Here is an 18,870-nt window from a genome sequence, read left to right as displayed (position 1 = left end):
GCACGCCACTTCGTTGCTTAACGTTACTTGTGCTTGATGAACCAAAAAAGTTCATGCCGCCGGACGGCCTTGCGGAAAAACTCATTCTCACCCCACGGCGAAACAGCTCTCCCAGCCAGCAGGCGCTGTATGACCCGCCGCACCCGCCGCTTGAACGGCATCCTCGGTTGCAGGTCATGCATCATGCCCAACGACATCGCCTTGTCGCATTGACGGTCGTTGGATAACGGCAGGCAATAAGGCCACAACGTCTGAGTGGAATCAAAAACTGGCGGCAACGTGACACCGCTTCCCGAATCACCCATTGGCCAGCGGTCGTTGTCATGCAGATGGTTGGCGTAGCCGAGCAAGGTGGTCGGCTGCCACTCCAGGCCCTGCAAGGCTTCCAATACGGCCTGCTGGGCGCAGATATGATCAGGGTGCGGGTCAAGCAGCGGATGGGGCAACACGATAACTTCAGGGCGCGCCATCAACAGCACGGCCCGCAGGTCAGCCAACAGATTGTTCCAGGTGGGCTGGCCATCGGTGTCGGCAGGCAAAGGGAAAGGGTTGAATTGGCGAAATACCCGAATATCGCTGAGTTCGGCCTCTCGCGACGCCACTGCGCGATCCGGCTCGGCCTTCATCGCCGCCAACTGCAGGCAGAAATACCCAAGCTGAACCGAGTTTTCCGGCGGCACACCCGCCCAACGCGGCACGGCGATGCTGTCCCAGGCCCGCAAACGCCCCTTGAGCCTTGCCGCCTCAGGCTTGCCCAGGCCCATTTGCTGATAATGCTCGGCTTCAATCTCGCCGGCCGTCAACGTCACGATCCAGGGTTGCGCCGCCTGACTGTACAGACCAAAGGCTGCAAGCTCGGCGTCATCGGCATGGGGCGCAATCACCATCACCCGTTGCTGGCGCACATCTGGCTGGCGGAATACCGACAACACAGGCGTGCCCTGCACACGGCAGAACCGACCACTCAGCCGCAATTGCCCAGCGAGCAACGCTTGCGCCTGGCCGGTCAGGTTCAGATAACGCAGGCCATTGACGCCGCGCTCGAATACTTGGCGGTCACCGTCCGGCAGGGCGATGAACGGGTCGACAAAGCGGCCCAGCACACTGCTCTTGAGCCGCAGCGCGAGGATCAATGTTTCATCGCCCGACAGCTCGACGGTTTCGCCCAGTACCAGCCGGCCCTCGCTCAGCACCACCTTGGGCTGCTCGGTATCCGCTGCAAATTGATACTGGTAGTCATCCTTCGGCGAGTAAAACAGATGGTCGGCAAACCAGGCCTCATGGGCAACCCAGGCCAGCACTGCCAACAGCAGCGGCAGCCACCAGGCCACCAGCACACCCACGCCGATCAACACCAGCAAACCGACCAACAGCCCGATGCGTTTATTGCGGCGGTGGCGCTTGAGCAGCGCCTGCTTGCGGCTCGTAGGCTCACTCATACCGTGAACACCGGCACGGGGTTGCACCAACGGTCCTTGTACTCGCGGTCCGCACGGCCAAACGAAAACCGCAATGGCTTGCCGACTTCGCGCGCTTGCTCCCAGGCACTTTGGGTATTGAGGAAGCTCAATACACTGCCCGGGCTGAAGGCGCGGGTTTCGGGGTCAACGCCGCCATTGATGTACTCGACACTGATCCACTGCGGCGCTTCAACGCGGTAGACCAACTGAATGGCAATTGGCGCATCGTTGAGGAAGATCACCGAACCAATCAGCCATTCACGCAGCAGCTCAATCACCTGTGCCATGCGTTCGGCGCCCGTGGCGGGAAAGCCCCAGCGGCGCTGAAACAGGTCGCAGTAGATCGCCGCCAGCTCTGCGCTGGAAAACTCCTGCACCGGGCGCACCACACCGCCCGCCTCTTCCAACAGGCGCAACTCGCGGCGCTGGTTATAACGAAACTTCTTCGACAACTCTTCCGGGGTACGTGCCATGGCCAGTTGCTCGGCCTGCGGCTTGAGGCCTGCAAAGCGGCCCTCATTCAGCGCCGACAGGTAACGCGCGCGATGACGCAGCACGGCTTGGGCATCCTCGGCGGCGGGCAGGATCAACTCGGCGTTACCCAGGTCGAACAAGCCTTTCTTGCCATGCCGTTTGAGGACATCCTTGGACAACGCCAGGTCCCGCCCCCAAGTCGCAATGCAAGCCTTGAGCTCACTGCCCTGCTCCCATGCCAGATAGCGCACAGGAATGTCGGCCAAGCCGGCAAGACGCTCGACCACCTGCGGATGCGTGGCAACACTGCCACCAAAACGCTGCCAGGCTTGGCTGTAGGTCGGCGCGTCAACGACGGACCAGCCGCGCTCGCGCCAGCCTTGGAATCGATTGAGCATCAAGCCCTCGCGGTCAATTCAAGTACGGGGGGCAACTGCCAGAAAGTAGCGCGCACCGCCGGGTCGGAAAACCGTTGGTGCAGGCGTTCCAGCATCATCTCGGCACACAGCTGGTGCTGTTGACGATCCATCGCCGCCAGGTGCTGAAGACCCTGGCCCAAGTGTTCGGCATCACCAAACGGAAACAGAATGCCCACGCCCTCGACCACTTCCCGGGCGCCGCCGCAGGCAGTGGCGAGCAACGGCACGCCGGCGACCATGGCCTCCAGCAACACCATGCCAAATGGCTCATGATCGGAGCTCAGGGCAAAGGCGTCGAACGCACGAAAATACCGACGCGCATCCGGCACCTGGCCGAGGAACAGCACTTGCTCGGCAATGCCCAGCTCGCGCGCCAGGGCCTTGAGGTCTTTCTCCAGGCGCCCGGTGCCGAGGATCGCCAAACGACTCTGTGCCGGCAAATGTGGCAACGCCAAGGCAAAGCCCTTGAGCAAGGTGGCCTGGTCCTTGTCCGGGTGCAGACGGCCGACATTGCCGACCACCCATTCATCCGGCGACAGCCCCAACGCATCCCGCGCCTCATCGGCGGGCACCTGCAGCGCTTGCATGGCCTCGACATCGATGCGGTTATACAACGTCTGAATACGCGCTGCAGGCCAGCCCGGCAGGCAGCGACGCATATCATCGCGCACCGCATCGGACACACCGAGCAGGCTCAGACGCTTGCTGAAAATCGACGCAAACAGCTTGCGGCTGCGGCGCCCGTAGTCACCAAACGCATGATGCACGCCGATCACCGGCAGGCGGGTGCCGAGCAAGGCGATATAGATCGGCTTGAACCGGTGGGCGATGCAGAAACTGAAGTTGCGCGACGCGGCGATCTTGCGCAGCTCACGGATGGCGCCCAGCTTCAGGCCACGGATGGCCTTGGAGCTGAACTCCATAAACAACACTTCATCGCTGGCGCAACCAGCGGCTACCGCAGGGTCGGCGGCCCCGGTAAGAAACACGGTGGTCACCTTGTAGCCGGTGCCTGCGAACAAACTGGCGTACTGCCGCGCGCAGTCCAGAAACGGCCCGTCATAGCCGTGGCAGAACTGCAGGACGTGGCGCTCAGCCGACCGAGTCATAAGGGTCCACGCCGTCTTTGACGACCAGGATGTCTTCCATGATCAGGTATTGCAGGTCAGAGCCGAAGAACATGTTCAGCGCGTCGGTGGGCGAGCAGATCATCGCTTCGCCACGGCGGTTGAGCGAGGTGTTCAGCGACACGCCGTTACCGGTCAGCACTTCCAGCTCTTTCATCATGTCGTAGTAGCGCGGGTTGTATTCGCGCTTGAGCACCTGGGCGCGAGAGGTGCCATCTTCATGGACCACTTCCGGCACGCGGGTTTTCCACTCTTCCGACACTTCAAAAGTGAAGGTCATGAACGGCGCCGGGTGATCGACCTTGATCATCTGCGGGGCCACGGTGTCGAGCATCGACGGGCAGAAAGGCCTCCAGCGCTCGCGGAACTTGATCTGGTGGTTGATGCGGTCAGCCACGCCGGTGGCGCTCGGGCAACCGATGATCGAACGACCACCCAAGGCACGCGGGCCAAACTCCATGCGGCCCTGGAACCAGGCCACCGGGTTACCGTCGACCATGATCTTGGCGATGCGCTTGGGCATGTTTTCGATCTTGCGCCACACCGGCTTGCTCTCGTGCTTGGCGCACGCAGCGATCACGTCTTCGTTGCTGTAGGACGGGCCGAGATAGACGTGTTCCATCTTCTCTACCGGTACACCACGGGCGTGGGACACATAGGCTGCCGCGCCAACTGCGGTGCCGGCATCGCCGGACGCCGGCTGCACGAACAGCTCTTTGACGTCGTCACGGGCAATGATTTTCTGGTTCAGCTTGACGTTCAGCGCACAGCCGCCGGCGAAGGCCAGTTTGCCGGTGTCCTTGAGGATGTCGCCCAGGTAGTGGTCGATCATCTGCAGGGCCAGCTTTTCGAACAGCGCTTGCATGCTGGCCGCGTAGTGGATGTACGGCTCGTCGGCGATATCGCCTTCGCGCTTGGGACCCAGCCACTCGATCAGTTTTGGCGAGAAGTAGAAGCCCTTGCCCTTCTCTTTATAACGGCGCAGACCGATGACGTTGGCGTAGTCGGTGTTGATCACCAACTCGCCGTTTTCAAACGAAGCCAGGCGCGAGAAATCATATTTGCTGGCATCGCCATACGGCGCCATGCCCATGACCTTGAACTCGCCGTCGAGCATCTCGAAACCGAGGAACTCGGTAATCGCGCCATACAGACCACCCAGGGAATCCGGATCGTAGAATTCCTTGATCTTGTGGATCTTGCCGTTTTCGCCGTAGCCGAAGAACGTGGTGGCGTACTCACCCTTGCCGTCGATGCCGAGGATCGCGGTTTTTTCCTGGAAGCCCGAGCAGTGGTAGGCGCTGGAAGCATGGGCCAGGTGGTGTTCAACCGGCTCGATCTTGATTTTTTTCGGATCGAAGCCCAGTTGCTCCAGGCACCAGACGATCTTGTTGCGGTAGCGCTTGTAGCGACGGTTGCCCATCAGGATCGCGTCGAGCGCGCGGTCCGGGGCGTACCAGTAACGCTTGGCATAGTGCCAACGCGCCTCGCCGAACAGGCTGATCGGAGCGAACGGGATCGCCACCACGTCAACGTCGGAAGGCTTGATGCCGGCTTGTTCCAGGCAGAACTTCGCCGATTCGTAGGGCATGCGGTTCTTTGCATGTTTGTCGCGTACGAAGCGCTCTTCTTCGGCGGCCGCAATCAGCTTGCCGTCGATATACAACGCTGCGGAAGGATCATGGCTAAGGGCGCCGGACAGGCCAAGAATCGTCAATGCCACAGGGGTCTAGCCTCTTTTAGTCTGCATACAGGCGGGTTGCGCCTGAAAAAAGTGTGCCTCCCGCCTGAGCGAGAAACAGCTAAAGGGCGGGATTATAACTTAAAAGCAGTAGGAAGCTGTTAGCGGCAACCGGCAAGCGGACTACTTGTAGACCTGGATGTCGCCGTCCTGGCTTTGGCGGTAGACGGTGTAGGGCAGCACCAGCGTGTCGGCCAGACCCGAGGCCAGCGCCTCGATGGCAATGATCGGAAATATATTACTTGCCGGCTGGCCAAAGCCTGGGTTGTCTACGCCTTTTTCAGGTTTTGGCTCGCTGTTCAAGTAACAAAACCCGGATATCACCCCGCTGTAGATACGCGGCACGCTGCCACAGTGGCTGCGCGAATCCTTGAGGCCCTGACTGGTCACGGTGTCCGGGCGAAAGACGGTATTGATCGTTCCGCACCCTGAAAGCATCAGCAGGCTCGCGACCAACAGCACTTCGATTCCACGATTCACGAACAACTCCTTTTGCCTGAAAGAATGAAACCGGGCCGGCCCCGGCGCATTGATAACGCCTGTCACTACGAACGACCGGGCGGCCAGTAAACCCCCCTGTTACCCAGCGTGCTCTGCTGGTAAAGCGTGTAGGGCAGCACCACGGTATCAACAATACCCGACGCAGTCAGGTCCACCAGCACCAACGGTACGAGCACGCCGGTGTAGTCCGGTGGCGCGTTAAGCAGGCAAAAATTAAACGCCAGGCCGCTGTAGGCACGCGGGATGGATTCGCAATAGGTCTTCTGTTTGCGCAATTCACGCGTCGCCGCCAGGTCATCACGCAACAGCGTATTCAGCGTGCCGCAGCCGCCTAATGTGAGACTGGCGAGCGCCAATGCCACAGTCATTTTCAAGCTCATGGACGGTCCTCTCCCAGTGGTCCGCCACGCTAGCATCGACAAGACCGACACCCCAGACTCAGCACGCCCGCCGGCTCGTGAGAAAAATCCGAAATGGTAAAAATTGCCCAAGCCACTAAACTCGCGCCCTTTTGCGCGTTTATGCCCTATGCGCCCCAGATCCTGGCTGACCATGAAAACATTCGCCCGCCTCACCTTTTTGCTGCCCAGCCTGCTTGCCCTGAGCAACACCGCTATGGCCGACGACGCACCACTGATCCTCGACCCCAGCGTCGTCACCGGTTCGCGCAGCGCCAACCCGACCTTCGACCTGCCCTACTCGGTCGACAGCATCAGCCGTGAACAGATCAGCGACGGGCAACTCGGCATCAACGCCTCCGAAGCGCTGTCACGAGTGCCCGGGCTGGTGGTCCAGAACCGTCAGAACTATGCGCAGGACCTGCAGATTTCCTCACGCGGCTTCGGCGCCCGCTCGGCGTTTGGTGTACGCGGCATCAAGCTGGTTGCTGACGGCATCCCCGCCAGCACCCCGGACGGTCAGGGCCAGGCGGCCACCTTCAACCTCGATACCGCCGAACGCATCGAAGTCCTGCGCGGCCCGGCGGCCACCTTGTACGGCAGCAATGCCGGCGGGGTCATCCAGATGTTTTCCCGCGACGGCGAAGGCCCGCCACGCATCGGCGCTGAAACCCTGGTGGGCAGCGACGGCTTGAACAAAAACCACCTCACCGCCGAAGGCGCGGCGAACGGCGCCGGTTTCGTGCTTGACGCCTCGCGCATGGACACCGACGGCTACCGCGACCACAGCAGCGCCCGCCGGGACCAGACCTTTGCCAAGCTCAACTTCCAGCCGGATGACGACAGCAAGCTGGCGCTGATCTACAGCAGCCTGGAGCAAAACGGCACGCAGGACCCGCTGGGGCAAACCTGGGCCGCGTACAAGGCCGACCCGCGTTCGGTAGCGCCGGCCGCACTGGAATACAACACGCGAAAAAGTATCGATCATCAGCAATTAGGCATGAATTACGAGCGCTACATCGGCGATGCGACGTTGCAGGTCAATGCGTACACAGGACGGCGCAGCGTGATTCAGTACTTGTCGATTCCGGACAAATTCGCCAGTGGCGCACTCAAACCGGCAAACGCTCGCGGCGGCGTAGTGGCTTTCGACCGCAAATTCTACGGGGGCTCGGTCCACTGGCTGCAACCCATCACCAGCGCCCCCGGCGACCTGACGCTGATCACCGGCCTTGATTACGACCGCAGCCAGGATGATCGCCAGGGCTATTCCAACACCCTCGACGGTGTGCACGGTGTCAAAGGCGCATTGGGTCGCAATGAAATCGACACTGCCACCAGCCTCGACCCCTTCGTACAAGCCAACTGGCTGCTGGGCGACTGGACCCTGCAGGCAGGCCTGCGCCACAGCACCATGAAGATGGACGTGGACGACCACTTCCTCCGCGACGGCAATGACAGCGGCAGCAAGACCTATCAGAAGAACACCCCGTCGGTCAGCGTGATGTATGCCTTTACGCCGGACCTGCATGGGTACGTGAGCGCGGGCAAAGGCTTTGAAACCCCGACCCAGGCCGAGTCGGCTTATTCGAGCAGCGCCAACGGCTTTAACTTTGCGCTCAAGCCATCGGTCAGCCAGCAGTACGAAGTCGGCCTGAAGGCAAAACTGGGCGAAGACACTCGCCTCAACGCCGCGTTATTCCAGATCACCACTGAAGACGAACTGGTCGTACAGCAATCCAGCGGTGGGCGCACCACCTATCAAAACGCTGGCCGCACCCTGCGCCGAGGCTTGGAGTTGGGCCTGGAAAGCCAGCTCAGCGAACAGTGGAGCACCCACCTCGCCTACACCCGCTTGCAGGCCACTTACGACAGTGACTTCGTCAGCGGCGGCAACACGACCATCAGCAAAGGCAACTACTTGCCGGGCGTACCGCAAACCACGCTGTTTGCCGAGCTGAACTGGAAACCCCGCGACTGGGTGAGCACCGCCCTTGAAGGCATGTATCGCAGCAAGGTCTACGTCGAAGACACCAACCAACAACGGGCAGCACCGGGCTACAGCGTGTTCAACTGGCGCGCACGCTTTGAGCAGAAGGTGGAGCACTGGACCTTCCACCAGACGTTGCGCCTGGATAACTTGCTGGATCGCCAGTACGTCGGTTCGGTGATTGTCGGTGACGGCAATGGTCGCTATTACGAAGCGGCGCCGGGGCGGTCGTGGTATGCGGGAGCGGGGGCTGAATACCAGTTTTGATCAGGTCATGTAGCGCCTGAGCGGCCGCCTTCGCGGGCAAGCCCGCGCCCACATTGGACCGCGTTTACCAATCAACATGTGGGCCGGCGGGCATGCTCGCGAAAGGGCCGAAGACCGGCTTTAACCGGCGACGCCGACCTCTCGGGGCAAACGCTGGTCGATCCGTTGGTACAAGGCGCTGCTCTCAGGCCAGTTGCGCATAAATCGCGCGCGGTCCTTGGCAAACGCCGGGGCGAAGCTGGCTTCACTGCGGTGCTGGCACATGGCATCGAGGTCAATCAACGCCCAGCGATCCTCGGCCCAGAACAGATTATGGCCCTTGAAATCGCCATGGCTGATGCGCTCACGAATCAACTCGGCAAACAGATGATCCAGGGCCAGCAGTTCGTTTTCGGGCGCATCGCCGTTCTCAACATACGGTGCGAAGCGCTCGATGATGTCCGGCCCCGGCAAGTAGTCGGTGACCAGATAAGCCCGGCTGCGCAGCCAGAAAAAACGCTTTTCCAGCACAGCCAGCGGCTTGGGCGTGGCGATCCCCAGAAAGGCCAGGCGGTTACCTTCACGCCAGGAGTGCCAGGCACGACTGGGGCGCCAGAAACGCTTGAGCCAATGGGCGAACCCCTTGATGTTGTAGCGCTTGATCACCAGCGGCCGACCGGCCACTTCGACCTTGGCGACAGTGGCCGCACCACCGGTCTTGTACAGGTGGCCCTGATCAAGCAACGCATCGGCCTGCTCCAGCACCGGTAGCATCGCAGGCGCTTCCTCGCGACGAATCGCACGCAAGGCAAAGGCGCCACGCACCACGCTGAACAGCGTGCACTCACGACCGACCTTGTTCAAAAAGTCTTTCAAGCGCCAGGCACTGACCTTGCGCACCTGCTTCTCCAGGGCTTCCAGCGGCAACGCGTGCTCGCCATTGCCCAGCAGGTAATACACCAACAACTCTTCGGTGAACGGCTCAAGGTTTTTCGGCAGTTGGGCGAAAAACACCCCGAGATTTTCCAGCACCCGATTGCGTGACAGCGGCTTGCCCGCTTCTTCGACGCGAATCCCGGCACCGTCAATCAGGTACAGCTTGCCGTCCTGGCGCAGCAGGTTGTCCAGGTGCAGGTCTTCCTGCCACAAGCCTTTGCTGTGCATCTGCGCGATCGCAGCCAACGCCTCGGCGAGCACGGCGGTCTGTTCGTCCGCCAACGGCGGCAAACCTTCGACCGCCTGCCAGGCATCGGCGAGGCTTTCGGCGCCTTCAATAAAGTCGAACAGCAGCCAGCCACCCTCACCTTCCTGCAAACCATCGGCCAGCAGCTGCGGCGTGGTCAGGCCTTGCTCAGCCAGCAGGCGGACGCCGCCGAGTTCACGCTGAAAATGCCGTGCCGCCTTGTTGCCCACCAACAATTTGGCCAGCACCGTGCGACCGCGCCACACGCCTGCGCCCACATAGCGCTCGCCGGGCAATACGCGCAGCAGGCTGAGCAATTGCAGTTGCCCTGGGCCAGCAGCATCCGCCAGCTCGATGGTCAGCGGGAGGCCAGGCGTGCGACCGGCTTTTTTCAGCTCAGACAAACGCATCAGCGCTTCTCCTTGTGACTGCGACGGGCCGTCAGGCGCTCGAACCAGGCGGTGGTCAGCGAGCTGTCTTCAGGTTGATCCAGATAGGCCGCCAACAATTGCCGCACGTGGGCATCCGACCACTGCGGCGCGCGCCGCAACAGCGGTTCCAGGTCCTTGACCCGGTCGCGCCTGCCGAACAGTAACGGGCGAGTTTTCTCCAGGTCGATCAACTGCGCGGCATAACCTGTGCCTGTGGCCTGCAGGAAAATATGCTTGGGATAAAAACAGCCATGCACCTGACCCACGCTGTGCAGGTGTCGCGCCAGCTGACCGCAGGCCAGCAAGATCGCACGGTGCTGGGCATCTGTCAGTTGCGACCATTGCTCCAGCAATGAATCCAGGTCGTTCCAACCGTCCAGGGCACGGGTCAGCAACATCGCACGGTGCTCGCCATTGACCTTGCGCTCACCGAAAAACGCCGCCTGCAACGCCGGAATACCGCGCTCGCGATAACGGCTGATGTTACGGAATTCACGGGCAAATGTCGGCTCGCCAAACGGCTTGCTGAGTGTGCGTGTCAGGTAATTGCTCTGGCGCTTGAGGTAGTAGCCCTGCCCTTCAAGCTCCAGACGAAATACGCTGCTCCACCCCCCATCGCTGGTATTGGGTTCATCCACCGCGTCCAGTTGCCTGGCCCACAGGGCATCGAAGTCAGCCAGGCCGTTGCGCTCAAGCAGAGCGCGATCTTCGGCCGCCAGGAAATCACTCATTCGCGCCCCTCGAAAAACTTCACCACGTGGCGAATCCGCTGTTTGTCCGACGCCGTCAGGTGCGAGCGTTGGCGATATTGCAGGTAGAAGCGCAGGCGCTGGGTAGCCGACAAGTGATACTTGGCGACTTTGTCCAGGCAGGCCAGGTCTTTGGTAATTCGGTACTTGAGCCAGAACCCGCGCCAGAAATCACCGTTGGGGCAATCGATCAGGTACAGGGTCTGATGATCGTCGACCAACAGGTTGCGCCACTTCAAATCGTTATGGGTGAAGCGATGCTCGTGCATCGTACGGGTGTATTCAGCAAGCTGGCGACTGATCACGCTGACCCACTTGGGGTCTTTCAAACAGGCATCGTTGCGATCGGCCAGCACCGACAAGTCAGCGGTTCTCGGCAGCTCGCGGGTGATCATCGCCCCCCGCGCATAGGCCAGGCCCTTGCGCTCCAGGCCCCAGGCCACCACGTCGGCGGTAGGAATCCCCCACCTGGCGAAGCGCTTGAGGTTCTGCCATTCGGACTTCACCCGCGGCTTGCCCAGGTAGCGGCGCAGGCCTTTACCGGCACCGACGTAACGCTTGACGTAGAAATTGACCCCGCCGCGCTCTACGCGGATCACTTCCGACAACGGGTCGCGCGTCAGCTGCTCGCCCTGCAGCGCAAACACCGCCTCAAGGCTGCCGAAATCATCCGCCAGTGCGGCGTAAGCAGGTTCCAGATTCCAACCCGCCATCAGAGCGCGTCCCCGTAGCGTTGTTTGCGCGCATAAAGCTTGTCGGCCTTGGCCTGCAGCCACTGCAGCAAGGGGCTTTCTTCGGCCAGGATCTGGCGCAGCGGCTGCTGGAAGTAGCCCTTGAGGAAGCGCAACTTGTCGCGACGCGTGAGGCCGATGTCCAGCGCCGAAAAGTACAGCGCGGCCAAGTCTTTGTCGCGCCAGCGATGGCTGATTTTGTCGCGGGTCTGGGCGCGGTGCAGGTCGATCACCGACAGTTTGAAGTGATCGAAGGTGACCGGCGTATCCGTGTGCAGCAGGAAGTGGCAGATGTAGCAGTCGCGGTGGTTGACCCCACCGCGATGCATCATGCCGGTCATCCGCGCCACTTCAGCGATCAGCGCGCGCTTGAGGCGCGGCTCGGGCGGCTGTTTGGCCCAGTTGATGCTGAAATCTTCAAGGCTGACCGTAGGCGCCAACTCTTCGGTGATGATGAACGAGTGCTGGTCGGCCGGGTTGCTGCCGCGCTCGCCGTACGCCACGGCGGTCATGGTCGGCACGCCGATTGCGTGCAGGCGTTCGATGGCCTGCCACTCCTGACCCGCGCCCAGCACCGGCAGCTTGGCGGTGACCAGGTTCTTGACGATCTCGCCCCAGCCGATGCCACGGTGGATCTTCACAAAATAACCACGGCCATCCACTTCGGTACGCAAGGTGCGCCGCGCTTCAAGCTCACGGTACACCTCGCCTTGCAGCCGCTCGACTTCGGCGAACGCATCGCGCCCGGCCCAGAGGGTCTTGAACGGCTCGGCAAGCATCAACTTCATCGTTTTGGCTCCGCCAGAATCACATCCGCCGCGTGCTGCGGCATGCTGTAGAGGTCAGCCGTCTCGGCGAAGGCCAACCCATTGCGGCCCCAGGCCGCGCGCTGTGCAGTGTCGGTGAGCATTCGCGCCAGATACTGGTTGAGCTGCGCCTGTTCAAAAGGCTCATCCAGCACCAGGCCGCTGTCGGCTTCGGCGATGTAATGGGCATAACCACACACGGCCGAGACCAGCACCGGCAAGCCGGCCACCAGCGCTTCGAGCAACACCGTACCGGTATTCTCGTTGTACGCCGGGTGGATCAACAGGTCGGCGCCCAGCAGGAAACGCGGGATATCGCTGCGCCCCTTGAGGAACTGCACGTTATCGCCCAGCCCCAAAGTGGCGCTCTGCAGTTGGAATACTTTGGGGTCGTCCTGGCCAATTACAAACAGGCGTGTGCGTTTTTTAAGTTCTGCCGGCAAGGCGGCCATGGCTTTGAGGCTGCGATCGACGCCCTTGGTTTTGAAGCCAGAGCCGATTTGCACCAGCAGCAGGTCGTCCTCGCCCAGGTTGAATTCCTGGCGGAAGCCTTCACGCAGCTCGGCGGCGTTGGGCGGTGCGCGGCGGTCCTGGGCAATGCCCGGTGGCAACAGGTGGAAGCGCTCCAGCGGGGTGTCGTAATGCTTGATGAACAGCGGCTGCTGCACTTCGGAGATCATCAAGACTTCGGTCTTGGCATCCTTGGCAAACACCGCACGCTCATACTCGGCGAAGTGTTTGTAGCGGCCAAAGCTGCGATACAGCGCGTGGCGCAGGTTTTGTGCCTTGTCTTCAAAGCAGCCGTCGGCGGCGTAGTAAACGTCCAGGCCAGGCATTTTGTTGAAACCAATCAGGCGGTCCACCGGGCGTTTGGCCAGGTCGGCCTCCATCCACGCGCTGAGCTTCTCGTTGCGCCGATGATTGAAGAACGCCTTGACCGGCGCCACCAGCACTTCGAAACCCGGCGGAATCTCGCCTTCCCAGATCAGCGTGTAGACACGAATCTGATGGCCGCGCTGCTGGCACTCCAGGGCGATACGCATGAAGTCGCGCTGCAGGCCACCGAAGGGGAAATATTTGTACAGAACAAAAGCCAGTTGCATCAGTGCAGCTCCTCAGCCAGTAACAACGTGCTCAGTCGGCTTGCCACACGCTCAGGGTTCAAGCGCGTGAAGCACAGGGGCGACTCGCGTTTGATGTCGAACCGACGCAGATCGTCGGCCGTTGGTTGATAGGTACAGTGTTTTTGCAGGCACGGCGCACAGGGGAAGTCGCTGGCCAGGTGAATCTGGCCCTTGCCGTAAGCGCCGGTCAGGCCGGGGTTCGTCGGGCCGAACAGGGAAATGGTCGGCACGTCCAATGCAGCGGCCAAGTGACCGAGGCCGGTGTCCACCGCCACGCAGGCGCGGGCGCCAGCGAGCACACGGGCGACGCCGGCGAGGTTCAGCTTGGGCAGCACTTCGGCGTTCTGCAGGCCTTGGGCCAAGCGTTCGGCGCGGGCTTTTTCGTCGGCATTGCCCCACGGCAACTTTACGTCCACACCCAGGCGGCCCATGCGTTCGGCCAGCTCGCGCCAATAGGCTTCGGGCCAGTGCTTGGTGTCCCAAGTGGTGCCGTGCAGCAGCAGCACAAACGGTTTTTTCGGCGGCAGGCCGAGCAGCTTGTCGACGCTCAAACCGTAATCGCCCAAGGCTTTGGGCAAGTCATAGCCCAGCGCCACGGCGAACAGTTGGCGCAAACGCTCCACTGCATGCTGCCCACGGGCCACAGCCAGGCGTCGCGAGTAGAAGCGCGCAGCGATTGGCTCGCGGGCGGAGTGTTTATCGAAGCCCGCCACCGGGGCACGCACGTAGCGTGTCAGCCAGGCGCTTTTGAGCAGGCCCTGGGCGTCGATTACCAAGTCGTATTTAGTCGACTGGACGCGCTGCTTGAAGCGGCGCCACTCACCGCTCTTGAGGGTTTGCCAGATGTTTTTGCGCCAGCGGCGAATCGCCACCGGGATCACCTTGTCCACCGCCGGGTGCCAGGTGGGGATCTCGGCAAAGCCTTCTTCCACGATCCAATCAAAGCGAATGCCAGGGATTGCCCGCGCCGCGTCGGTCAGTGCCGGCAAGGCGTGGATCACATCGCCCAGGGATGAGGTCTTGATTACCAATACGCGCAAACTAACGGACCTCGACCACAGAGCCCTGCAACCGCTGCAAGGCATCGCTGACCGGTTGCGGCAGCAACTGGCGCAGGCAATTGTAGTGGCCGAAACGGCAGGTGCGGTCAAAACACGGGCTGCACTCCAGGCCCAGGCGCACCACTTCGACCTTGTCGGCCAATGGCGGGGTGAAGCCGGGAGAGGTCGAGCCGTAAACGGCCACCAACGGGCGATTCAACGCCGCCGCCACATGCATCAGGCCCGAATCGTTGGACACCACCGCGTCGGCGCAGGACAACAGGTCGATAGCCTCGGCCAACGACGTGTCGCCACTGAGGTTCACGGCTTCTTCGCGCAGGCCGGGAATCAGGCGCTGGCGAATGTCCTCACCCACCGAGTGATCGTTTTTCGAACCGAACAGCCACACCTGCCAGCCTTCACGAATCTTCATTTCGGCGACTTTGGCGTAATGCTCCGACGGCCAGCGCTTGGACTCGCCAAACTCGGCGCCTGGGCAAAGCGCGAGTACCGGACGGTCGAGCATCAGGCCGAACTTGGCCAGGGCCGCGTCGCGCGTAACCGGGTCGATCTGCAGGCTCGGGCGCGGGTACGCTGTCGGCAACTCGGCACCGGGCTCGTAGGCCAGGGCCATGAAGCGCTCGATCATCAGCGGGTAACGCGCCTTGTCGAGGGTGCGCACGTCATTGAGCAGCACATAGCGAAACTCGCCGCGCCAGCCGGTACGTTTAGGGATGCCGGCAAAGTACGGCACCAGCGCCGATTTCAGCGAGTTAGGCAGCAGGATCGCCTGGTCGTACTGGCCGCGCATGGATTTGCCGATGCGTCGGCGCGTCGCCAATTCGAGTGCGCCGTGGCCGAGCGGGAAGCTCAAGGCCTTGCGCACCTCGGGCATGCGCTCAAGGATCGGCCGGCTCCACTCAGGGGCGAGCACGTCGATTTGGCAGTCGGGATGACGCTGTTTCAGGCACTGGAACAGTGTCTGCGCCATCACCATGTCACCGACCCAACTGGGCCCAACGATCAGAATATTCATGTAGTTTCCACAAACGATGCGGGGAGGCTTATGCCTCCCCGCCTCAATAATTACTGCCAGTCGCGGTGGACCTGGGAACCGCTTTGTGTGGGAGCTGGCTTGCCTGCGATGGCATCGCCTCGGTAGGCCTGCTACACCGAGTCGCTTGCATCGCAGGCAAGCCAGCGCCCACATATCAGTCGAGTATCAGCTTAACCCCAGCGCTTGCCAGATTCGCATCACCTGGCGCCGTTCGTCGGCGAACTGATCCCCGGCCACCGTACCGGCCTCGTTTTGCAAGGCCTGGCGGTGCGCGGCGGAACGGTAGGCCTTATACACCTCGCGCAGTAGATGGGCATCGGCGGCGGGCATCAGCCCAACCTGCTCCAGGCCTTCCAGAATGCGGATATTGTCGGTGTAGCGCAGCAACGATGGATGTTGCGCAGACCACGCCAAAGCGGCGTATTGCACCATAAATTCAATATCGACGATACCTCCGGCGTCCTGCTTGAGGTCGAACGCCGCCGTCGGCTCGAACGCATTGGCGCCGGTACCGGCCGCCGTAGTCCGGGTGCCCAGGTTATCGCGCATCTTGGCGCGCATCTCGCTGACCTCCTGGCGCAGCTTCGCCAAGTCCCGCTCACGCCCCAGCACCTTGGCGCGGACGTGCTCGAACGCGTGGCCCACATCCTCGCTGCCCACCAGCACCCGAGCGCGGATCAGGGCCTGATGCTCCCAGGTCCAGGCTTCATTCTCCTGATAGCGCTCAAACGCTCCCAGTGAACTGACCAGCAAACCGGACGCGCCCGAAGGTCGCAGGCGCATGTCCACTTCATACAACTGGCCCGAGTTGGTTTGGGTGGTCAGCAGGTGAATGATGCGCTGGCCCAACCGTGTAAAAAACTGCGCACCGTCGATCGGCTTGGCGCCGTCGGTTTCGGCCTGCGGGTCACCGTCATGGATAAACACCAGGTCCAGGTCCGAACCATGCCCCAGTTCGATCCCGCCGACCTTGCCGTAACCGACGATGATAAAACCCGGATTGCACAGGCTGCCGTCCACCCGCTGCGGCGAGCCGTGGCGCGCCACGGTCTGGCGCCAAGCCAGGGCCAGCACTTGTTCGAGAATCGCCTCGGCCAGCCAGGTCAGGTAATCGCTGACCTTCATCAGCGGCAGGCTGCCGGCGATTTCCGAAGCCGCGACACGCAGGCGGTGGGCCAGCTTGAAGTGGCGCAGGGCTTCCATTTGCTGTTCGAGGTCATCCTCGGGAATCCGCGTAAGGCGCTCGCGCAGCTCTGCGGCGAGCTCCGGTGCCAACGGCGGCTTGAACAGGCGGCCTTCATTGAGCAGTTCGTCGAGCAGCAGCGGAAAGCGGGTGATTTGTTCGGCGATCCACGGGCTGGCGGCGCACAGCGTCAACAGCCGGCGCAGGGCGTCAGGGTTTTCGGTCAGCAGCACGAGGTAGGCCGAACGGCGGGCGACAGCCTCCACCAGCGGCAAGACGCGCTCCAGTACCAGGTCCGGGTTGGCGTGCTCGACCGCCTGGGCCAGCAGGCGCGGAATAAAAGCATCCAGCCGTTCGCGCCCCAGACGCTGCATGGCGCGCAATTGCGGGCTGCCACGCAGGCCGGCCAAGGCCTTGAGCGCTTTGGTCGCGTCAGTAAAGCCACCTTCGGCCAACTGCCGGCAGGCGGCCTCTTCATCCTGGGACTCTTCCCACAGCGGCAACCACTCACCACCCACAACCAATTCGCTTTCTTCGCCTTCTTCCTCGTCAGGGTCAGCGATCACCTGGCGGAAATGCCAGTCCACACGGCCACGCCAGTACATCAGGCGCTCATGGAATGCCGCCCAATCGGCAAAGCCCAGCATAAAGGCAATGCGCGCCTGGTCTTCCGGGCCGTCCGGGAGCATTTGCGTCTGCCGGTCGGCAATTGCCTGGATGGCGTGTTCGGTGTAACGCAAAAACTCGTAGCCATTGCGCAACTCGGCGATCACGGCCGATGGCAGGTAGCCCTGGCCTTCCAGGGTCCCCAACACATTGAGCAACGGCCTCTGTTGCAGGCTCAGGTCGCGGCCACCATGGATCAATTGGAACGCCTGCGCGATAAATTCCACCTCGCGGATGCCGCCCGAGCCCAGCTTGATGTTGTCGGCCATGCCTTTGCGCCGTACTTCCTGCTGGATCAGCTGCTTCATGGTGCGCAGCGCTTCAATGGCGGAAAAATCCAGGTACCGCCGATAGACGAAGGGTCGCAGCATGTCGAGCAACTGCGCACCGGCCACCTGATCACCGGCCACTACCCGCGCCTTGATCATGGCGTAGCGCTCCCAGTCGCGGCCCTGGTCCTGGTAGTACTGTTCCAGCGCATTGAAACTGAGCACCAACGCGCCGGCCGAGCCATATGGCCGCAGGCGCATGTCGACACGGAACACAAAACCGTCGACGGTCATCGGGTCGAGGGCCTTGATCAGTTTTTGACCAAGCCGAATGAAAAACTCCTGGTTATCCAGCGCGCGCTTCACGCCCACTGTCTCGCCGCCTTCTGGGTAGGCAAAGATCAGGTCGATATCCGAAGACAGGTTCAGCTCCACCGCGCCGAGCTTGCCCATGCCGAGGATGACCATGTGCTGGGCTTCACCGCTGCGCCGGCCGGTCGGCGTGCCGAACTGCACGCAGTGGCGCTGGTACAGCCACTGGTAGGCCTGATCGATACAAGCGTCAGCCATGTCGGAGAGGTCGCGGCAGGTTTGCACCAGGTCCGCTTGTCGGGTCAGGTCGCGCCAAATGATGCGCACTTGTTGGCGTGTGCGCTGGCGGCGCAACACACGGCCCAGCTCATCTTCTGTTTCGGCCTGTTGCACAGCGCCCGCGATCTGGCTGCACAGTTCGCCGGGCGCGAAGCCCCGGTCCAACTCGCCCCAGGCCACCAGTTCGAGCAACATCAAAGGGTCACGAACGCTCTGTTCAATGACGAAATCACTGGCGGCGCATACCCGGGCAAAGTCGGCCCACCGTTGCGGCGTCCACGCAGAAAGGCCATGATCGTCGTCCAGCGCGGCCACTGCGTCACGAAATGACTGCTCGGCCCGGCTGGCGTAAGGCAAGAGAATGGCCGGTAATTCGGCGAGTGTTGGGAGGCTCATGGTCTATCCTTGATCGGCGCGTAAATGGCTTGTTGCTGTGAACGCAAGAACCACGCTCGGTGAAGGACTGTCGAACAAAGGTTATAAATAGCTGAAATTAAATTAATCTTGGCAGGCAACATCAAACTTTCACCTTTTCTTGTTCGCAAAAGATCAACAATAACGATTATGCTCACCAGCCAGACCGAGCAATCCGCTCAGTCTTGTGTAGTTTTACTACTCGTATATACATTCGAAAGGCTGAAATGGCCGACGATTTGTAGTAAAACTACAGGACGCCGAAGCAAC

General features: G+C 61.6%; 15 protein-coding genes. 1 reads left to right on the top strand and 14 read right to left on the bottom strand.

Going from position 1 to position 18,870, the window contains the following annotated elements; all coding sequences use genetic code 11:
* Nucleotides 1–23 precede the first annotated feature (23 nt).
* The 6 genes from CPH89_RS12760 to CPH89_RS12735 form a co-directional block, all read right to left on the bottom strand.
* Nucleotides 24–1,439 (bottom strand): PIG-L deacetylase family protein, encoded by a 1,416-nt coding sequence (locus tag CPH89_RS12760; RefSeq protein ID WP_053254010.1) that lies wholly within the window; start codon nucleotides 1,437–1,439, stop codon nucleotides 24–26.
* The gene (locus CPH89_RS12755; protein WP_053254009.1) at nucleotides 1,436–2,332 is read right to left on the bottom strand and encodes an antimicrobial resistance protein Mig-14; all 897 of its coding nucleotides are present in this window, start codon (nucleotides 2,330–2,332) and stop codon (nucleotides 1,436–1,438) included. The genes CPH89_RS12760 and CPH89_RS12755 overlap by 4 nt, the downstream gene beginning before the upstream one ends.
* Nucleotides 2,332–3,462, bottom strand: coding sequence for a glycosyltransferase (locus CPH89_RS12750; protein ID WP_053254008.1), 1,131 nt, complete (start codon nucleotides 3,460–3,462; stop codon nucleotides 2,332–2,334). Before CPH89_RS12750 ends, CPH89_RS12755 begins: the two co-directional genes overlap by 1 nt.
* The gene (locus CPH89_RS12745; protein ID WP_017138507.1) at nucleotides 3,446–5,203 is read right to left on the bottom strand and encodes a carbamoyltransferase family protein; all 1,758 of its coding nucleotides are present in this window, start codon (nucleotides 5,201–5,203) and stop codon (nucleotides 3,446–3,448) included. The genes CPH89_RS12750 and CPH89_RS12745 overlap by 17 nt, the downstream gene beginning before the upstream one ends.
* A gap of 141 nt (nucleotides 5,204–5,344) precedes the next feature.
* Nucleotides 5,345–5,701, bottom strand: a complete 357-nt coding sequence (locus CPH89_RS12740) for a YceK/YidQ family lipoprotein (RefSeq protein ID WP_232005444.1) — start codon at nucleotides 5,699–5,701, stop codon at nucleotides 5,345–5,347.
* A gap of 65 nt (nucleotides 5,702–5,766) precedes the next feature.
* On the bottom strand, nucleotides 5,767–6,102 hold the full coding sequence (locus tag CPH89_RS12735; RefSeq protein ID WP_053254007.1) for a YceK/YidQ family lipoprotein: 336 nt from the start codon (nucleotides 6,100–6,102) through the stop codon (nucleotides 5,767–5,769).
* Nucleotides 6,103–6,274: 172 nt separating this feature from the next.
* Between CPH89_RS12735 and CPH89_RS12730 the strand changes: the two genes are divergently transcribed.
* Nucleotides 6,275–8,377, top strand: coding sequence for a TonB-dependent receptor family protein (locus CPH89_RS12730; protein ID WP_053254006.1), 2,103 nt, complete (start codon nucleotides 6,275–6,277; stop codon nucleotides 8,375–8,377).
* A gap of 120 nt (nucleotides 8,378–8,497) precedes the next feature.
* Here CPH89_RS12730 and CPH89_RS12725 read toward each other — a convergent pair whose 3' ends face one another.
* From CPH89_RS12725 to glnE, 8 genes are all read right to left on the bottom strand, one after another.
* Nucleotides 8,498–9,949, bottom strand: coding sequence for a lipopolysaccharide kinase InaA family protein (locus tag CPH89_RS12725; protein ID WP_053254005.1), 1,452 nt, complete (start codon nucleotides 9,947–9,949; stop codon nucleotides 8,498–8,500).
* Nucleotides 9,949–10,701 carry a lipopolysaccharide kinase InaA family protein gene (locus CPH89_RS12720; protein WP_053254004.1) on the bottom strand — a complete coding sequence of 251 codons (753 nt, stop codon included), beginning with the start codon at nucleotides 10,699–10,701 and terminating at the stop codon, nucleotides 9,949–9,951. The genes CPH89_RS12725 and CPH89_RS12720 overlap by 1 nt, the downstream gene beginning before the upstream one ends.
* Nucleotides 10,698–11,432, bottom strand: a complete 735-nt coding sequence (locus CPH89_RS12715; RefSeq protein WP_053254003.1) for a lipopolysaccharide kinase InaA family protein — start codon at nucleotides 11,430–11,432, stop codon at nucleotides 10,698–10,700. Before CPH89_RS12715 ends, CPH89_RS12720 begins: the two co-directional genes overlap by 4 nt.
* Nucleotides 11,432–12,238 (bottom strand): lipopolysaccharide core heptose(I) kinase RfaP, encoded by an 807-nt coding sequence (gene rfaP / locus CPH89_RS12710; RefSeq protein ID WP_053254002.1) that lies wholly within the window; start codon nucleotides 12,236–12,238, stop codon nucleotides 11,432–11,434. The genes CPH89_RS12715 and rfaP overlap by 1 nt, the downstream gene beginning before the upstream one ends.
* Entirely contained in the window at nucleotides 12,235–13,359 is a 1,125-nt protein-coding gene (locus tag CPH89_RS12705; RefSeq protein WP_053254001.1) for a glycosyltransferase family 4 protein, read from the bottom strand. The genes rfaP and CPH89_RS12705 overlap by 4 nt, the downstream gene beginning before the upstream one ends.
* Nucleotides 13,359–14,420: a lipopolysaccharide heptosyltransferase I gene (gene waaC, locus CPH89_RS12700; RefSeq protein WP_053254000.1), complete on the bottom strand. Its 1,062-nt coding sequence runs from the start codon at nucleotides 14,418–14,420 to the stop codon at nucleotides 13,359–13,361. Before waaC ends, CPH89_RS12705 begins: the two co-directional genes overlap by 1 nt.
* A 1-nt stretch (nucleotide 14,421) precedes the next feature.
* Nucleotides 14,422–15,456 (bottom strand): lipopolysaccharide heptosyltransferase II, encoded by a 1,035-nt coding sequence (waaF, locus tag CPH89_RS12695; protein ID WP_053253999.1) that lies wholly within the window; start codon nucleotides 15,454–15,456, stop codon nucleotides 14,422–14,424.
* 186 nt (nucleotides 15,457–15,642) lie between these two features.
* Complete coding sequence (glnE, locus tag CPH89_RS12690) at nucleotides 15,643–18,582, bottom strand: bifunctional [glutamate--ammonia ligase]-adenylyl-L-tyrosine phosphorylase/[glutamate--ammonia-ligase] adenylyltransferase (protein WP_053253998.1); 2,940 nt, start codon at nucleotides 18,580–18,582, stop codon at nucleotides 15,643–15,645.
* Nucleotides 18,583–18,870 lie beyond the last annotated feature (288 nt).

The sequence above is a fragment of the Pseudomonas fluorescens genome (genome assembly GCF_900215245.1).
Lineage (GTDB): Bacteria > Pseudomonadota > Gammaproteobacteria > Pseudomonadales > Pseudomonadaceae > Aquipseudomonas > Aquipseudomonas fluorescens.
The sequence above is the reverse complement of the archived record's forward strand: the minus strand, read 5'-3'. Positions and strand labels throughout refer to the sequence as shown.

Bases quoted from the DNA above. Each gene is read 5' to 3' on its own strand.
- CPH89_RS12760 (WP_053254010.1), bottom strand. From the start codon at position 1,439: ATGAGTGAGCCTACGAGCCGCAAGCAGGCGCTGCTCAAGCGCCACCGC.
- CPH89_RS12755 (WP_053254009.1), bottom strand. From the start codon at position 2,332: ATGCTCAATCGATTCCAAGGCTGGCGCGAGCGCGGCTGGTCCGTCGTT.
- CPH89_RS12750 (WP_053254008.1), bottom strand. From the start codon at position 3,462: ATGACTCGGTCGGCTGAGCGCCACGTCCTGCAGTTCTGCCACGGCTAT.
- CPH89_RS12735 (WP_053254007.1), bottom strand. From the start codon at position 6,102: ATGAGCTTGAAAATGACTGTGGCATTGGCGCTCGCCAGTCTCACATTA.
- CPH89_RS12730 (WP_053254006.1), top strand. From the start codon at position 6,275: ATGAAAACATTCGCCCGCCTCACCTTTTTGCTGCCCAGCCTGCTTGCC.
- CPH89_RS12725 (WP_053254005.1), bottom strand. From the start codon at position 9,949: ATGCGTTTGTCTGAGCTGAAAAAAGCCGGTCGCACGCCTGGCCTCCCG.
- CPH89_RS12720 (WP_053254004.1), bottom strand. From the start codon at position 10,701: ATGAGTGATTTCCTGGCGGCCGAAGATCGCGCTCTGCTTGAGCGCAAC.
- CPH89_RS12715 (WP_053254003.1), bottom strand. From the start codon at position 11,432: ATGGCGGGTTGGAATCTGGAACCTGCTTACGCCGCACTGGCGGATGAT.
- rfaP (WP_053254002.1), bottom strand. From the start codon at position 12,238: ATGAAGTTGATGCTTGCCGAGCCGTTCAAGACCCTCTGGGCCGGGCGC.
- CPH89_RS12705 (WP_053254001.1), bottom strand. From the start codon at position 13,359: ATGCAACTGGCTTTTGTTCTGTACAAATATTTCCCCTTCGGTGGCCTG.
- waaF (WP_053253999.1), bottom strand. From the start codon at position 15,456: ATGAATATTCTGATCGTTGGGCCCAGTTGGGTCGGTGACATGGTGATG.
- glnE (WP_053253998.1), bottom strand. From the start codon at position 18,582: ATGAGCCTCCCAACACTCGCCGAATTACCGGCCATTCTCTTGCCTTAC.